This is a genomic window from Propionispora sp. 2/2-37 (assembly GCF_001298735.1).
Classification (GTDB): Bacteria; Bacillota; Negativicutes; order Propionisporales; family Propionisporaceae; genus Propionispora.
Map to the genome: position 1 here is coordinate 103,808 of NZ_CYSP01000002.1, position 16,466 is coordinate 120,273.

The following is a 16,466-nucleotide window of genomic DNA, read 5'->3' on the forward strand; positions in this document are numbered from 1 at the left end:
GCTGATTGCCTACCTTTTTTATATGCTTGTGCCTTTATTAAGCGGCTTATGCTTCCCGGACTTCCCTGATTCCCCGCTTAAGCACCGGCGCTAAAAACTGTCCGGTATAGGATTCCGGCACGGCGGCAATCTCCTCCGGAGTCCCTTTGGCGACAATGGTGCCGCCGCGGGCGCCCCCTTCCGGTCCCAGATCGATAATGTAATCGGCGGTTTTGATCACATCCAGGTTATGCTCAATAACCACAACGCTGTCGCCGCCGTCCACCAGCCGCTGCAGGACTTCCAGCAGACGGTGAATATCGGCGGTATGCAGACCGGTTGTCGGTTCATCCAGGATATACAGCGTCTTACCGGTACTGCGGCGGGCCAGTTCGGTCGCCAGCTTCACGCGCTGCGCCTCGCCGCCGCTTAAGGTGGTTGCCGGCTGTCCCAGTTTGATATAACCCAAACCGACATCCTGCAGGATTTGAAGCTTGCGGTGGATTTTAGGGATGTTGCGGAAAAACTCCACCGCTTCGTCAACTACCATATCCAGCACCTGGGCAATGCCTTTTCCCTTGTATCTTACCTCTAGCGTCTCACGGTTGTAGCGTGCGCCCTTGCATACCTCACACGGAACATAGACATCGGGTAAAAAGTGCATTTCGATCTTAATAATGCCGTCACCCTTGCAGGCTTCACAACGGCCGCCCTTCACATTAAAGCTGAAACGCCCGGGTTTGTAGCCGCGCATCTTTGCCTCCGGCGTCTGACTGAACACTTCGCGGATGATATCAAACAGGCTGGTGTAAGTTGCCGGATTGGAACGCGGTGTCCGGCCAATCGGTGACTGATCAATATCAATAATTTTATCAATATACTCAATTCCCCTGATTTCACTGTACTCACCCGGCCGCTGGCGGCTGCCGTAAATCCGGCTGTGCAGTCCTTTGAATAAAATTTCATTGACCAGCGTACTTTTACCGGAACCCGATACGCCGGTAACGGCGGTAAATACCCCCAGCGGGAATTTCACATTGACTTTTTTCAGGTTGTTCTCCCGGGCCCCGATGACTTCCAGCCATTTGCCGTTGGGCTTGCGCCGTACGGCAGGCACAGGGATGTATCGTGCGCCGCTCAAGTACTGTCCGGTAATAGATTCCGGGCATTTTTTAATATCGGCTACCGTCCCCTGGGCCACGACTTGTCCACCGCCCGATCCGGCCGCCGGACCGATGTCAACAATATGGTCGGCAGCGTACATAGTATCCTCGTCGTGCTCAACAACCAGAAGTGTGTTGCCCACATCACGCAGATGCTTAAGCGTTGCCAGCAGGCGGTTATTGTCCCGCTGATGCAGTCCAATACTGGGTTCGTCCAGAATATACAGGACACCTACCAGCCCGGAACCGATCTGGGTGGCCAGACGGATGCGCTGCGCCTCGCCGCCGCTTAGCGTACCGGCGGCCCGGTCCAGCGTGAGGTAATCCAGGCCGACATTCAGCAAGAATCCCAGCCGGGCATTGATTTCCTTTAAAATCTGCCGGGCAATGGTCTGTTCCCGCGGAGTCAGCTGCAAGTCGGAGAAAAATTCCTGGCACTCCGCAATGGTCATCCGGGTGACCTGATAAATATTTTTATCCCCTACCCGGATGGCCAGCGTCTCCGGCTTCAGCCGCGCGCCTTTACAAGTCGGGCAGGGCTTAGAACTCATATACTCTTCCGTTTCCTCCCGCGACCAATCCGATACCGTTTCGCGGTAACGGCGGTTGAGCAGCGGAATGACGCCTTCAAACGGTAAATGATAGGTCCGGTTCTCGCCATACATATTTTCATAGGAAAAAGTAAATTTTTCATCCTGCGACCCGTACAAAATGAGCTGCTGCAGCTCTTCACCCAGGCTTTCCCAGGTATTGTAGAGCGACATGCCGTATTTATCCAGCACGGCCTCCAGCTGGCACATGAAGTACGAATTTACATTTTTGCTGAGCGGCGCAATGGCCCCGTCAATTAAGGCCTTGCCTGTATCCGGGATCACCAGCGCCGGATCAATTTCCATATTGCTGCCAAGACCGGTACAGTCCGGGCAGGCGCCAAAGGGACTGTTAAACGAAAACATCCGTGGCGCAATTTCCGGCAGGCTGATGCCGCAGTCCACGCAGGCAAAATTTTGGCTGAAGCTGATTTCCCGGTCTCCCACCAGTTCCACATGGACCAAACCGGCACTCAGGTTGAGCGCCGTCTCCAGGGAATCGGCCATGCGCTGTGCAACGCCTTCACGCACTACCAGCCGGTCCACAACCACTTCAATCGTATGCTTCTTATTCTTTTCCAAACGGATTTCTTCGGCCACGTCCTGCACCTGGCCGTCGATGCGAACCCGTACATAACCGTTTTTCCGGATATCCTCCAGAATCTTCTGATGTTCGCCCTTTTTCCCGCGCACCACCGGGGCCATCAGGATCAGTTTGGTGCCTTCCGGCAGTTCCGTCAGCTGATCGACCATTTGTTCCACCGTCTGCTGGCTGATGGGCTTGCCGCATTTCGGACAATGGGGACGCCCGGCCCGGGCAAAGAGCAACCGGAGGTAGTCATAAATTTCGGTGACCGTCCCTACCGTCGACCGCGGATTGCGGCTGGTCGTTTTCTGGTCGATCGAAATAGCCGGTGATAAACCTTCAATATAATCCACATCCGGTTTGTCCATCTGTCCGAGAAACTGACGGGCATAGGCCGACAGCGATTCGACATAACGACGCTGCCCTTCCGCATAAATAGTATCAAAAGCCAGTGAGGATTTACCCGATCCGCTCAGCCCGGTGATGACCACCAGCTGATCGCGGGGAATTTCAATATCAATATTTTTCAAATTGTGCTGTCTGGCACCCTTGACAATAATCTTTTCTTTCACGGCATATTCCTTTCCCTGTCTATAGAATAAAGCAAAGAATGTACTGACACCAAAGTGACAGGTGTTTATTTTTATTGGATGACTGTTTGAACAGAGCGGGTTTCAGGAAATAAAAATAAACACCTGTCACGGAACCTCTGGCCAAACACGGGTCCAATTTGCTAAAGACTATTTCTTCTTTTTCTTTGATGCCGTTGCCTTCGGCTGCCCGGCACGCTCCCTGAGTTCCACAATCATATCGCGAAGTTCGGCCGCCCGCTCGAATTCCAGCTTGCGGGAAGCTTCACGCATTTCTTTTTCCAGTTTGACGGCCAGTTCCTGCATTTCCCGTTTGGACAAATTGCTCACACGGTCGACTTTATATTCCCCGGCCGGTTCCGCCACCTTGGTTGTTTCGATCAGTTCCTTCACCCGTTTTTGTACGGTTTTCGGCGTAATGCCGTACTTGGCATTATAGGCCTGTTGTATATCGCGGCGCCGGTTGGTTTCCGATATGGCCCGCCGCATGGAGTCGGTGATGACATCGGCATACATAAGCACTTTGCCGTTCACATTCCGGGCCGCCCGTCCGATGGTTTGAATCAAGGCGGTTTCCGAACGCAAAAAGCCCTCTTTATCCGCGTCCAGAATGGCCACCAAAGACACTTCCGGCAAATCCAGCCCCTCACGCAGCAGGTTGATGCCAATCAGCACGTCAAAAACCCCGGCCCTGAGATCGCGAATAATTTCCCCACGTTCGATCGTGGCAATATCGGAATGCAAATACCGGACACGGATTCCGGTCTCTTTTAGAAACTCGGTTAGATCCTCCGCCATTTTTTTAGTCAGAGTCGTAATGAGTACCCGCTCAGCGTCCGCAACCCTGAGTTTAATCTCACCCAACAAATCATCCATTTGCCCTCTAATCGGACGCACTTCGATTTCCGGATCAACGAGGCCGGTAGGCCGGATAACCTGCTGGGCAACCTGGACGGCATGCTCCATTTCATAAGCGGCCGGTGTAGCCGATACATAGATAACCTGATTAATCCGTTCTTTAAACTCTTCAAACCGCAACGGCCGGTTATCAAAAGCCGAAGGCAGCCGGAAGCCGTTATCCACCAGCGACGTCTTGCGGGAACGGTCCCCGGCATACATGGCCCGCAGCTGCGGCAGGGTGACATGTGATTCATCAATGACTAGCAGAAAATCCTCCGGGAAATAGTCCACCAGCGTAAACGGCGACTCACCGGCTTTACGCCCGGTCAGATGGCGGGAATAGTTTTCAATCCCCGAACAATAGCCCATTTCCTGCATCATTTCCAAATCATATTTCGTCCGCTGCTCCAGGCGCTGCGCCTCCAGCAGTTTGCCCTGTGCCTGAAACTGTTTGAGCTGCTGATCCAGTTCGTCTTCAATGTCCGTCATGGCGCGCAGCATATTCTCGCGGGAAGTAACATAGTGAGAGGCCGGATAGATGGCAATATGCTTGCGCTCCGCCAGCACCTCGCCGGTAAGCGTATCAATCTCCAGTATCCGTTCCACTTCATCGCCAAACAGTTCCACCCTCACCGCTTTTTCGCCATAAGCGGCCGGGAAAATTTCAATTACATCGCCACGTACCCGGAATTTGCCGCGTACGAAGTTGACATCGTTACGTTCATACTGAATGGCAACCAACTTGCGCAATATGTCGTCGCGGTCACGCTGCTGCCCCTGGCGCAGCGACAATACCAGATTGCGGTACTCGTCCGGCGAACCTAAGCCATAAATACAGGACACACTGGCCACAATGATGACATCGCGGCGCTCAAACAGCGAACTGGTCGCGGAATGGCGAAGCTTATCAATTTCATCATTAATGGAAGCGTCCTTTTCTATGTAAGTGTCCGTATGGGCAATGTAGGCTTCCGGCTGATAATAATCATAATAACTTACAAAATATTCCACCGCATTATGGGGGAAAAATTCTTTAAACTCACTGGCCAATTGCGCCGCCAAGGTTTTATTGTGGGCAATCACCAGGGTGGGTTTTTGCACCTTGGCAATGACCTGGGCAATGGTAAAGGTTTTTCCTGTACCGGTAGCCCCCAGCAATACCTGACAGGGATCCCCCCGCTCGATACCCGACGCTAATGTGTTAATGGCCTCGGGCTGATCGCCCGTCGGCATAAAAGGCGCCTGGATCGCAAAAGGAATGCCCCCTTCGTGGTGCACTGTATTTAACTTTGGAACAACTGCCATTTTTATCACCCTACATGAAGTATCACTATCCGTTGACAATTATTATATCATGTACCGAACAAACTTTCTATATGCGCTTTCTGGAAAACTTCGGTAAGGGAATTTCTTTTGCTGATAAGCTGGCAGCACGAATCAGGTATGTTCCATGGGTCTGCCGATTTTACGCAATGCAGCGTTGCCGCCCGCTAGGCCGGTTGCCCTATTCCTCTGCCTTGGCGAAACTGACAAAAAACGGCGGAATATCCGCCGTTTTCTCACATTTTACTTTTTATGACCTCTATGGCTTTTTCCAGTTGAAGATCGGTAGTCTGAACTTTATCCTCCGGCAATTCCACCTTCACATCCGGTTCAATTCCCACTCCGTTAATGGAACGGTCGGCCGGAGTAAGATATTTGGCAATGGTCAATTTGATGCCCCCGCCGTTTAAGCGCAGCAGTGTCTGTACCGAACCCTTGCCGTAGGTTTTCGTTCCGACCAGTGTGCCGGCACCGGTATCCTGGACTGCGCCCGCGACAATTTCCGAAGCGCTGGCACTGCCGCCATTCACCAGAACAACAGCCGGATATTTAATGGCCGTCAAATCGGAATTGTGCGTTTCCCGGTTGCCCTGCCGGTCCACAACCGATACTACCGGACCTTCGGGTACAAATTTCGAAGCAACCTTTACGCTTTCCGTTAATAAACCGCCGGGATTATCCCGCAAATCCAGAATCACGGCTTTCATCCCCTGTTGCTCCAGTTCCTGATATTTTTGCACAAAGTTATTGCCGGTATTCTCATTAAACATGGAAATACGAATATAGCCGATCTGATCCGGCAGCATTTTGCCGGCCACCGTCTTAATCTGAATATTGGACCGGGTCAGCGTATAGTCCTGTTCTGCCGCGTTGCCGCGCCGGATGGTCAGTACCACCTGCGAACCTTCCGGTCCGCGGATTTTATTCACCGCTTCGTCCAGCAGCATTTCTTTGGTATCCTGCCCGTCAATCTTAACAATCAGATCGCCGCTTTTTATGCCGGCCTGCTCTCCCGGTGTCCCTTCAATTGGCGATACTACCATCAGCATCTTATCCTTCACACCGACAACAATGCCAACCCCGCCAAAGGTCCCTTCGGTTTCGATCATAAAATCTTTATACATTTTAGGGTCCATATAAATAGAATGCGGATCACCCAAAGAAGCCACCATTCCCTTAATCGCCCCGGCAACCAACGTATCGGTCGATACCGCTTCCACATATTTGTTCTTCACAATCTGCATAGCATGGAACACCCGCCAGGTACCTGCCAGATCAGCCGCATTGACATTCAGCAGATACAAAAAACCTCCTGTTGTCGCCAGAAAGGTGATCAACACCAGCAGGACGGCTCCTGCAATGACTTTACGCCGACTCAATACCAACACCTCAATTCGCCTCAAGGAAAGTTCGAGGCCGAATAGCAGAGCCACTACTTAGCCTCGAACTCTCATGTAAACAATCTTATGCACTACAAATCAAATTTATACATTTTACGGCAAATACGCCAGGGGATCTGTCGGGCTGCCGTTTTCCCGGACTTCAAAATGCAGATGCGGCCCTGTAGAGTAGCCGGTGGATCCCACCCGGGAAATGGCTTGTCCCTTGCTCACCCGCTGCCCTTCACTGACCAGCAGCTCGGAATTATGCCCATACAGGGTTGACAAGCCATTGCCATGGTCAATAATCACGGCCTTGCCATAGCCGCCCATCCAGCCGGAAAAGATAACCACGCCGCTGTCGGCAGCTGCCACCGTATCACCGTAATCAGCCCCGATATCCAAGCCGCTGTGATAGCGGGCCGTTCCAAAAATCGGATGCGTCCGCCAGCCATACGGCGAAGTAATCGGACCGTGCGCCGGCCACATAAAGATACCTGACCCGCCTCCGGAACCGTAATTGCCGGCCTGGCTGCGAATCATCCGCTCAATCCGCTCGGAATCCTGCAAGAGTTCCTGATAAGCACGTTCAGCTTCATCCCGTTCACTGACCGCAGACTCCAGTACCTGTTCCTGCTGCTGCTTGCGGGCGGTGATCAAGTTTTTTTTCTCCTCCGCCGCCTTTTGCAGCTCCACAATGGCAGCCTTGTTGGCTTCCAGTTCAGCCTTCTTATCCAGTATCAGCTGGCGTTCGGCCTTGACCTTGTCCACCAGGCTTACATCCTGCCGGGCCACACGCTTCAAGATATCCATCCGGGTTACAAAATCATTGAAGTCATTTGCCCCCAGCAGCACATCCAGATAGTTAACCTGTCCGTTTTTGTAGATATCCCGCATCCGTTGGTTCAAAATCTGACTGCGTTTAGCCAGGTCCTTCTCCGCTTTGGCTAAAAATTCGCTGTTGACCTCAATTTTTTGTTCGGTTTCTTCCAACTGCTGCTGGATATCGTTATACTCCTTCTCAGCCACATCCAAATCGGTCTGCAACAAGCGTAAACGTTCGGAGACGCTGTCGACCTGGTTTTGTGCCTGCGCAGCCCGCTGTTGCTGACTCTGCATTTGCTGGCGGATGTTTTGCAGCTGCTGTTGACTGTCATCAGCCAGAACCGGAGAAACAGCAAGGGCAAATACGAGCAGCGCCAGCAGTATGGCCGTGTAACGGCGCATGGTAACCAATGGTATCCCTCCCACAACTATACCTTCATGAATTTTTTCAAAGATATCGTACTGCCCAAAGCTCCGATGGCCGTGCCCACCACCAGGAGAAACAGACTAATATTCGTAATAAAGGGGTATTTAGGAATAATCGGCAAAAATGCCAGGGACTGGTACACCTGCGAAACAAGCGCTCCGTAGCTCTGACTTAACAGCAGCACGGCGATCAGAGCGCCACCAAAGCCTAAAATCATGCCTTCAATTAGGAACGGCCAGCGAATAAACCAGTCTGTTGCCCCCACATATTTCATAATGCCAATCTCGCGGCGGCGGGCAAAAACGGTAATACGGATGGTATTGGAAATAATAAACAGCGCGGCCAGAGCCAGGAAGACGATCAGAATCAAACCGAAAATACGGATCATTTTAGCCAGAGTAAAGACATGTTCCACGACTTCCTGCCCGAATTTGGCATTTTCCACGCCTTTCAATTCGTTAACGGCCTGCGCCACCGGCTTGACCTGTTCCGGCTTGTCCACCTTCACCTCAAAGGCATCCGGTAAAGGATTGGTATCCCCCAGAGCCGCCAGCATGCCCTGTTGATCACCCAAACGTTGTTTAAAGCGCTCCATCGCCTCGCTCTTGCTCACAAACAGCACCTGATTAACACCCTGCATCTTGGTAATCCGGGTTCCGATTTCCCTGATCTCCAGATCACTGAGATCGTCCTGCAGATATACCGAAATTTCCACCTGCGATTCCAGCGCCTGGGCCATATTGTTTAGATTAAGCACCATAACCAAAAACATGCCCAAAATCAGGAGGGATAAAGCTACCGTACTGATGGAGGCAAAACTCATCAATCCGTTGCGGCGCATGGAAGTAACCGCTTCACGGATAAAATACTCCGCTGTTCTAATCTTCATAGCCGTATACCCCCCTGGCTTCATCGCGGACAATACGGCTCTTCTCGATAGCAATTACCCGTTTGCGCATACCGTCAACAACCGTTTTGTCATGGGTGGCCATGACAACGGTTGTCCCATTTTGATTAATACGGTCGAATATCTTCATAATTTCCCAGGAAGTCTCCGGATCCAGATTGCCGGTCGGTTCGTCGGCAATCATGATGACCGGATTGTTCACTATTGCCCGGGCAATAGCCACACGCTGCTGTTCACCGCCCGACATCTGCTGCGGATAATGCCGTGACTTGCCGCGCAGCCCCACCAGATCCAATACGTGCTGTACCCGTTTTTGTATTTCCCGGCGCGGCGCCTCCACCACCTGCATGGCAAAGGCCACATTATCATAAGCCGTCTTATTCGGCAATAAACGGTAATCCTGAAATACGATACCTAAACTGCGCCGCAGATAAGGCACCTGCGCAGGCGCCAAATTTCCCACATTACGTCCGTTTACAATCAGCGATCCCTGCGTCGGCAATTCTTCCCGGAAAATCAGTTTGATGAAAGTCGATTTTCCTGCTCCGCTCGGCCCTACAACAAAGACAAACTCCCCTTTTTGAATCTCCACATTCACATTCGAGAGGGCGACAGAACCGTTGCTGTATACCTTGGAAACGCCATTCATATTGATCAATAGTCACTCCCCCTTCATTAGTCTGCTATACAGAAAAAGCGTCACTTTTTTGCTCATACCTTTTTTAAAATTTGACGCTTTTGGTAAAAAACCTTCTTTTTTTGCAGTATTTCTAAACATTCCTGACATTTATTCTCAGTTGTGCAGCAAATCGGCAATATATAGTGTCATAACTCCCAGCACCGACAATAAGCCCAGGTACCAAAACAGCACCGCCAGCCGCTGCCGCAGTGTCAGGTCATAATAACTGCCAAGTACATCGCCTTTCCATAAGCGGAGCAGGGAAACTACGAGAATAACAAACAAAAAAATATTTTGCGTATAACAAAACAACGCGCCCACGCTAAAACTGCCAACCCACCACAGGTTGGGTGAAATCGCAGCCGCGATGCGTCCCCCATCCAAAGGCTCGCAGGGAATCAGGTTAAATAAATTGAGCAGGCAGGCCGCATAGGCAACAACCAAGATAAGTATATCATCCGTCCAGAGGTAGAGGGCCAGGCACACCAGCGCACTCAGTGTTCCGGCTGCCGGACCGCCGATAGCAATGTTGGCCTCCATTTTTGCATTATATGGACGCTGTTTTAAACTGATCACCGCCCCAAGGAAAGGAATGAACAAGGGCTTGGAAACATGCAGTCCGACAACACGGGAAGCAAAAAAATGCCCAAATTCATGGACAAACAACAACAGGACAAACCCAATGGCAAAGCTAAGACCGAAGGCAAATGCATAAGCGGCCAGCGAAACCAGCATGGACACAGCCATAAAGCTTATTGAACCGAATTTACATACTGCCACGATACCGACCAGGCCGGCTGTCAGCCGCCGGACCACTTGGCGGCCAAAGCATAACACACTCCATGGTCCCACAAGTTCCCCTCCCGTCCAGCCAATCATAAGCGCCTATATACTGGATTAAGCTTACCTGCGGAGGGGCGGGTGTTTATTTTTTATTGGATGACTGTCCGAAAAAGCGAGTTTTTAGAAAATAAAAAATAAACACCCGTCCCGGAGCCTCTCACATTCAGCCCATAAAAAAACGACTCTTTCTATGCATATGCACGCAAGAGCCGATTTATTTGCTAAATCCCTCACCCAAAACCTCGTGGGCATCCGCCACGATGACAAAAGCTTTAGCATCCAACTGCGAGACCAGTTCTTTAAGCCGGGTGACCTCACTGATGCTGACGACACACATCACCACTTCTCCGTTCTGTTTTGTATAGCCTCCCCGCGCCGAGAAGAAGGTCACCCCGCGGGACAGTTCCTGCATAATGGCCTCAGCCACTTGCTCCGGAATGGCTGTTATAATCAAAAAAACTTTGGCTGAACTGGGGCCTTCCTGGACCAAATCAATAATTTTGCTGGTTACAAACAGTGAAATCAAGGCATATAATGAAAGCTCCGCGCTTTTAAAGGCGATGCCGGCAGAGGCTATAACGAAAAAATCCACCATCAAGAGCGCCTGACCAACCCGGATGTCAAATAATTTGCTGATAATGGCCGCCACCTGATCCGTGCCTGCCGTCGTCCCTTTGGAACGGAAGACCAGACCCAGCCCGATCCCGGAAATCACACCGCCATAAAAAGAAGCCAGCAGCAAATCATGCGTTAATACCGGTATATAGGGAGCGCTGATATCCACCGTCACGGCCAGCAGCGCCGCCCCGAACAGCGTATTGATGCCAAAACGCGGTCCCAGTATTTTCAGGCTGACTAAGAGCATAGGTATATCAAAGGCAATCATCGTCATCCCGACCGGGAAACCCAGCACATGATGCAGCACCGTAGCCAGACCGCTGATTCCGCCGGCTGCGATCTTATTGGGAATTAAAAACATATTCAGCCCCAAAGCAGTAATCACGGCTCCTGCTGCAATCCCCAGGTAATTCCACACCGTACCTCGTTTACTCATGGCTTCTACCCCTGTGTCTTACCAATTAATTCCATAGCCAGTTCAGCACTACGAAAAGCCTGCTTATGCAGCCTGGCCATGCGCTCCTCTCTTTGCCGGTTAGGACGCTGAATCTCAGGCCACAATTCCCTGACTTTATCTATTAGCGTATCCACCGTTATGGTTTTTAATGTACCCACCGGACTTTCACCCAGACATTCTAGAAAACGGTCAATTTTAGGGTCGTAGGAGATACCGGCCAGAGGAACGTGCATAACGGCAGCAAAAATCAGTGCGTGCAAACGGATACCAAGCAGCATATCCAGATTGCCCACTAGTGATAATAATTCATATGTTGTATATTCTTCGCTCAGAACATGAACCTGCTGCCGGCAGCGGGAAACAATTTTTTTTGCGGCCAGCAGGTCTTCCGGGCATTGCATGGGTATAAAAACCACCCTGGCGCCAAATTCGGCTACGATCCGGTCGGCCGTTTCCGCCAGAACCTGTTTATAATAATCCCATTCCCGCCATTCCCGCACCGATATACCGATCAGCGGCGTCGCGCCTTCCAAGGCATGACGCCGCAAAATAGCCCGCCCGATTTCCTTATCCACGGGATGCATGGCCAGCACCGGGTCAGCCGTAACATAAACCGCCGGCCGGGTAACCCGGAGCCGTTTTAACTCATCATACGAGCCTTCATCCCGCACAGTAATCAGATTCACCATATTGCCAATATAACGCATGGCTGCCTGCGCCAGTCTGCCGCATACCGGCCCGATTCCCTGGGCATACAGCATAACCGGCACCTTTAGTTTTTGAGCCAGCAGCATAATACTCAAATAGTAATACAGGCTGCGGTCGCTGGTTACATCCTGCAGCAAGCTGCCGCCGCCGCTGATTAACAGCTGGCTGCCGGACAAAGCCCTGGCGATTCCCGGATAATTGAGACGATATACGGCTTCTACTCCATGGCGTTGACGGGTATCGACCGGATTACCGGAAAGCACAATGATTTTTACTCTGGGATTCAAATCGGTCAGCGCCTCGATCATCGCCGCCAGCATGGCTTCATCCCCGGCATTGGCAAAACCGTAATAACCGGAAATAACAATCTGACATACCTCACTCATGTTCTGCAGTTCTCCTTCCCCACACAAACACCAGGTAATGAAGAAGCTGCACTCCGGCCAGCGCAATCACGCCGCATACAATCCCCATAACCAAACCGTCCAATCCGCGCACAAACGACATAAGAACCGGCGTGCGCATGTGGGCAAACGTTTCTACCAGCGACCCCTGACCAATCGTAGCCGCCACAACCAGTGCATAATGCAAAATCGAAGGCCAGCGCCGGTAGGCCGCCATAACCAGGAGAAAAAAGGCGGGATGACCGACCATAAATTCCTTGCCGCGGGGACGTGCATACATTACCTGCTCCAGCAGATATCTTAGCTTAATCTCCAGTGCAGGCACCGGCACTCCCGCCGTATGCCCGGACCGGCCGACATAAATCCAGGCCGCAAGAGCTACAAAAGCTGCTCCCAGCAGAGTTTTCATATACACGGGATAATTTAATATCCTGTTTACCTGCTGCCGGATGCTCCAAAAACCTACTTCATCCTGCTCGCCGAAAATATTGTACCGCGTCATATAGATAAGCGTAATCACCACCAGAGGCGCTACAAAAATCAGCTTTACACCCCGGAAAATTTCTATTTCCAGCAGGAAACGGACGTCGGCCAGCATCGCGCCAACATAAAAACCCCCGATCAGCGACAACAGCACCGTTACAGTAAGAGCACGGCTGGCAACCCCGATCATTTTTCCCAGGCCAACCCTTTCATCTGCGGCAAATTGTCCGTTTTGCCGCCAGCGGTCCAATTGCCAGGTCATAGCCAGTACCGGAAAAAGAATGGCACTCATTGTAGCTACTGCCTGACGGATGAACGTTCCGCCGCCGGTAAACAGCGGAATAATCAAGAGCACCGACAGCACGGCCAGCAGCCCATACTGATAACGCACCGCAAAGGGATAAATCAGCGTTAATAATAAAACCCCGGCTGCCGTAGCGCCGACTATTACCAAGGCCAGCAAATAAGGTGAAGGAAAATAGGGGGAAAAATAAGTAGCCCTTCCCAGGGTAAAACCATTCGCTTTTAACTCTCCGGCCACACCCGCCACATAATCCAGGTTAGTCTCCACCAGTGTTTTTCCTACTTCAGGCTTTTCATAAGTCCGGAGCAGATTCATCCGTATGTTGCGTTCCTGATCGGTCAGCAGCCAGCGGTGAATAGCTTCCGTCGGTTTCAGCTTGGGCTGCTCGTCCTTCGGAATGACATATACCCTGGCCGCCTGATAGCCATGGGCCGCTGCCAGATCCATTAGACCCTCCTGCTTGACAAACTGCAGCTGCAGCGGATGCTCAATCATTGCCAGGGTAAGGTTATGCTGTTTCATTTGCTCCACAGTCTGCGTCAGCAAATCGGGATACCCCAGCACTTCCTCACCGGTAAACATAATAGAACTCACGTTGCCGATGCCGGACAAACGTCTAAAGACGGCATTGACATCATCCGGTTTCACTTTGGTATAGTTGGAAGGACGTGCCACCACATAAAACCCGTTTGCAGCCACTTCCCGCATTTCCGCACTTGATAAACCAAGGTTCCACTTTATGACCTTTTCATAATCGGCCTTGATGACCAGAATCGGCGTATTCCCGTCAACCAGAACCCGCACCCGCTCCAGGCCCAGCCGCCGGATTAAGTCTTCCTTAACCTCGGCAAACGTCTCGGGGTCATGTCCGATCACATACACATCCTCCGCCCGGATGCGCCCTGCTTCCACAAAACTACGCCATAACGGATCGGCCAGTCCACTGCCGCCCGTACGATAACGCTGTACAATCTGCATGCCGGGCACGGCTGTTACCAGACCATTCTCGTTCAGTTTCTCGCCTGTGCCGTACTGCTGCAAAATCTGTGTTCCGGGTACGGTTGACACCAGGCCGCTCGCATTCAGCTTTTCCAGGGTCATCTCATATACAGACAGCGACGTAATACCGGCTTCTTTAAACCGGCGCATAAGTTCCGGCACAGCCACACCATCAATGCGCGCCAGAGTGGTAAGGTCCTCATAATCCAGTACCATTTCCACCCGGGTATTATTTTCTTCCTGAACATGCCGCTGCCATCCGATGGCCAGGGCTGCCAGCAAGCCGATAACAATAAATAAAATAAGTACTTTATTATATTTGTATTCCGTCAACAATCTCTCCACCTTTATCAAATAACTCCAAAAGAAACATCAGCAGGCAAAATGACTTCCCCACTGTTCCCGGCTGATCACCGGGACCGGTTATCCGTGTGGATCGTCACTTTGCCGTGTTCCATCACAACGTCACGCGCACTGACATTAAAGGCGAGCTTCTTCAAATCTACAAGCGGGATTTCTGTTAATACCGCACCGCCCAGATTTCCTACCAAATTATTGTTAAGCAAGAAGCGTTCCGTAACAAAAGTAATTTTCTGTCCATTACCCACGACCTTACCCTCTAAGGTAATCGCCAGGTTGGCAAAACCGCCAATGGAGAAATTGCTGCTGACCTGCACTTTGTCAGGCGTAACCGTCACGGCAGCATTCCGTATTCCTTTCACCGACTGGTTCAAATAAGCGGCTAATTCATTGGCAGTGAGAACCACAGCCAAATCCACCGTTCCCACCGAGGTAAGCTTCACTGCCCGCTGACCAAGCAGTGCCGGCATATCCAATTGGACATCGGTCAGCACGGCATGCAGTTCGCTAAAGGTCAGCTTGTCAACCTGAGCCTGGGCCGCATCCAAAGTGATTGTATCAAATCCTCCGCCCAGCATCAAGAAACCCGGAGTTTTTTCCAGTTTAACGGCAACCTGATCGCTGTGAACCAGCTCCATCAGACCATTGGTCATAACCCTTGACAAGACTGACGGCAACAGCCATTGGCTGAGAACAACCAGCGCCAATCCGCTAAGCAGCAAAATTACGATAAGGCGCTTCGACATGCAAGGTCCCTCCTTGTTTTACAGTCCGCTCTTTAAGTAAGATTCAATGAACGGGTCAATTTCTCCATCCATCACGGCCTGTACATTACCGGTTTCAGTATTAGTCCGGTGATCCTTAACCAGATTGTAGGGATGAAATACATAGGACCGGATTTGGCTGCCCCACTCAATCGCCTGATATTCACCGCCAATTTCGGCTTTTTTCTCATCCTGTTTTTGCCTTTCCAGTTCAAACAGCTTGGCCCTGAGCAGTTTCATGCACTGTTCACGGTTCTGAATCTGCGACCGTTCACTCTGGCACTGAACCACAATGCCGGTCGGCAGATGCGTCATGCGCACCGCCGAATCGGTTTTATTAATATGCTGGCCGCCGGCACCGCCGGCCCGGAAGGTATCCACGCGCAAATCCGCCGGATTGATATCAATTTGTACATTATCATCAATTTCTGGCATCACATCGGCGGCGGCAAATGAAGTATGCCGGCGCCCGCTGGCATCAAACGGGGAAATACGCACCAAACGGTGAACGCCCTTTTCCGCTTTTAAATAACCGTAAGCATTACGTCCTGAAATGAGCAGGGTAACGCTTTTTACCCCGGCTTCATCCCCGGCCAGAAAGTCAAGCGTGTCGACTTTATAGCCGTTTTTTTCCGCCCAGCGCACATACATCCTGAGCAGCATCTGCACCCAGTCCTGCGCTTCCGTCCCGCCGGCTCCCGCATGCAGGGTCAGAATGGCATTGTTCGGATCATATTCCCCGGAAAGCATCAGCGCCAGTTCCAGGTGCTCCATATCCCGTTCCAGATTGTTTAGTGTCTCCAAAACCTCCGGATATACACTTTCATCCTGTTCGTCCATGCCCAGCTGCCATAAGACCGACATGTCGGCGTAACGGTCATAGAGCCTGTTAAATTCCGCCACACTGTCTTTATAGCCGGTCAGTTCCTGCATCACTTTCTGGGCCGCCTCCGGCTGATCCCAAAAACCGGGGGCGCTGATCTGATTCTCTAATTCGGCAATCCGCTCTTCTTTACCGGCAACGTCAAAGGGAAGCCCTCATTTCATCCAGCTTCTGCCCCATTTGATTAATTTGTACCCGCAAATCTTCCAGTAACAACTGTATCAACTCCTGAAAAGGTGCTAACGGCCTGTAAGCCCTTAGCACCAACTTATTTTTTATCAAACAGCCCAAACCC

12 protein-coding genes are annotated in these 16,466 nt (G+C 51.4%); all 12 read right to left on the bottom strand.

From position 1 onward, the window contains the following. Window positions 1-46: 46 nt before the first annotated feature. Window positions 47-2,890, bottom strand: coding sequence for an excinuclease ABC subunit UvrA (gene uvrA, locus P22_RS02305; RefSeq protein ID WP_054258598.1), 2,844 nt, complete (start codon window positions 2,888-2,890; stop codon window positions 47-49). A 168-nt stretch (window positions 2,891-3,058) separates the two neighbouring features. Next, window positions 3,059-5,113, bottom strand: coding sequence for an excinuclease ABC subunit UvrB (gene uvrB, locus P22_RS02310; RefSeq protein WP_054258599.1), 2,055 nt, complete (start codon window positions 5,111-5,113; stop codon window positions 3,059-3,061). 254 nt (window positions 5,114-5,367) lie between these two features. Continuing rightward, complete coding sequence (locus tag P22_RS02315; RefSeq protein ID WP_054258797.1) at window positions 5,368-6,510, bottom strand: S41 family peptidase; 1,143 nt, start codon at window positions 6,508-6,510, stop codon at window positions 5,368-5,370. A gap of 114 nt (window positions 6,511-6,624) precedes the next feature. Beyond that, the gene (locus P22_RS02320; protein ID WP_054258798.1) at window positions 6,625-7,737 is read right to left on the bottom strand and encodes a murein hydrolase activator EnvC family protein; all 1,113 of its coding nucleotides are present in this window, start codon (window positions 7,735-7,737) and stop codon (window positions 6,625-6,627) included. 26 nt (window positions 7,738-7,763) lie between these two features. Next, entirely contained in the window at window positions 7,764-8,651 is an 888-nt protein-coding gene (gene ftsX, locus P22_RS02325; RefSeq protein ID WP_054258600.1) for a permease-like cell division protein FtsX, read from the bottom strand. Next, window positions 8,641-9,327, bottom strand: coding sequence for a cell division ATP-binding protein FtsE (ftsE, locus tag P22_RS02330; protein WP_054258601.1), 687 nt, complete (start codon window positions 9,325-9,327; stop codon window positions 8,641-8,643). Before ftsE ends, ftsX begins: the two co-directional genes overlap by 11 nt. A gap of 135 nt (window positions 9,328-9,462) precedes the next feature. Then, complete coding sequence (locus tag P22_RS02335; protein WP_156318830.1) at window positions 9,463-10,200, bottom strand: site-2 protease family protein; 738 nt, start codon at window positions 10,198-10,200, stop codon at window positions 9,463-9,465. Between the two features lie 205 nt (window positions 10,201-10,405). Beyond that, entirely contained in the window at window positions 10,406-11,245 is an 840-nt protein-coding gene (locus tag P22_RS02340; RefSeq protein ID WP_054258603.1) for a YitT family protein, read from the bottom strand. Window positions 11,246-11,250: 5 nt separating this feature from the next. Further along, window positions 11,251-12,360 carry a polysaccharide pyruvyl transferase CsaB gene (gene csaB, locus P22_RS02345; protein ID WP_054258604.1) on the bottom strand — a complete coding sequence of 370 codons (1,110 nt, stop codon included), beginning with the start codon at window positions 12,358-12,360 and terminating at the stop codon, window positions 11,251-11,253. After that, window positions 12,353-14,497, bottom strand: coding sequence for a DUF5693 family protein (locus P22_RS02350; protein ID WP_054258605.1), 2,145 nt, complete (start codon window positions 14,495-14,497; stop codon window positions 12,353-12,355). The genes csaB and P22_RS02350 overlap by 8 nt, the downstream gene beginning before the upstream one ends. Before the next feature lie 77 nt (window positions 14,498-14,574). Further along, window positions 14,575-15,270, bottom strand: coding sequence for an LmeA family phospholipid-binding protein (locus P22_RS02355; RefSeq protein ID WP_054258606.1), 696 nt, complete (start codon window positions 15,268-15,270; stop codon window positions 14,575-14,577). Window positions 15,271-15,288: 18 nt separating this feature from the next. Further along, a protein-coding gene (gene prfB / locus P22_RS02360; protein ID WP_216598013.1) for a peptide chain release factor 2 occupies window positions 15,289-16,387 on the bottom strand; the annotation gives its coding sequence in 2 pieces (ribosomal slippage) (window positions 15,289-16,314 and window positions 16,316-16,387; 1,098 coding nt in all). Window positions 16,388-16,466 lie beyond the last annotated feature (79 nt).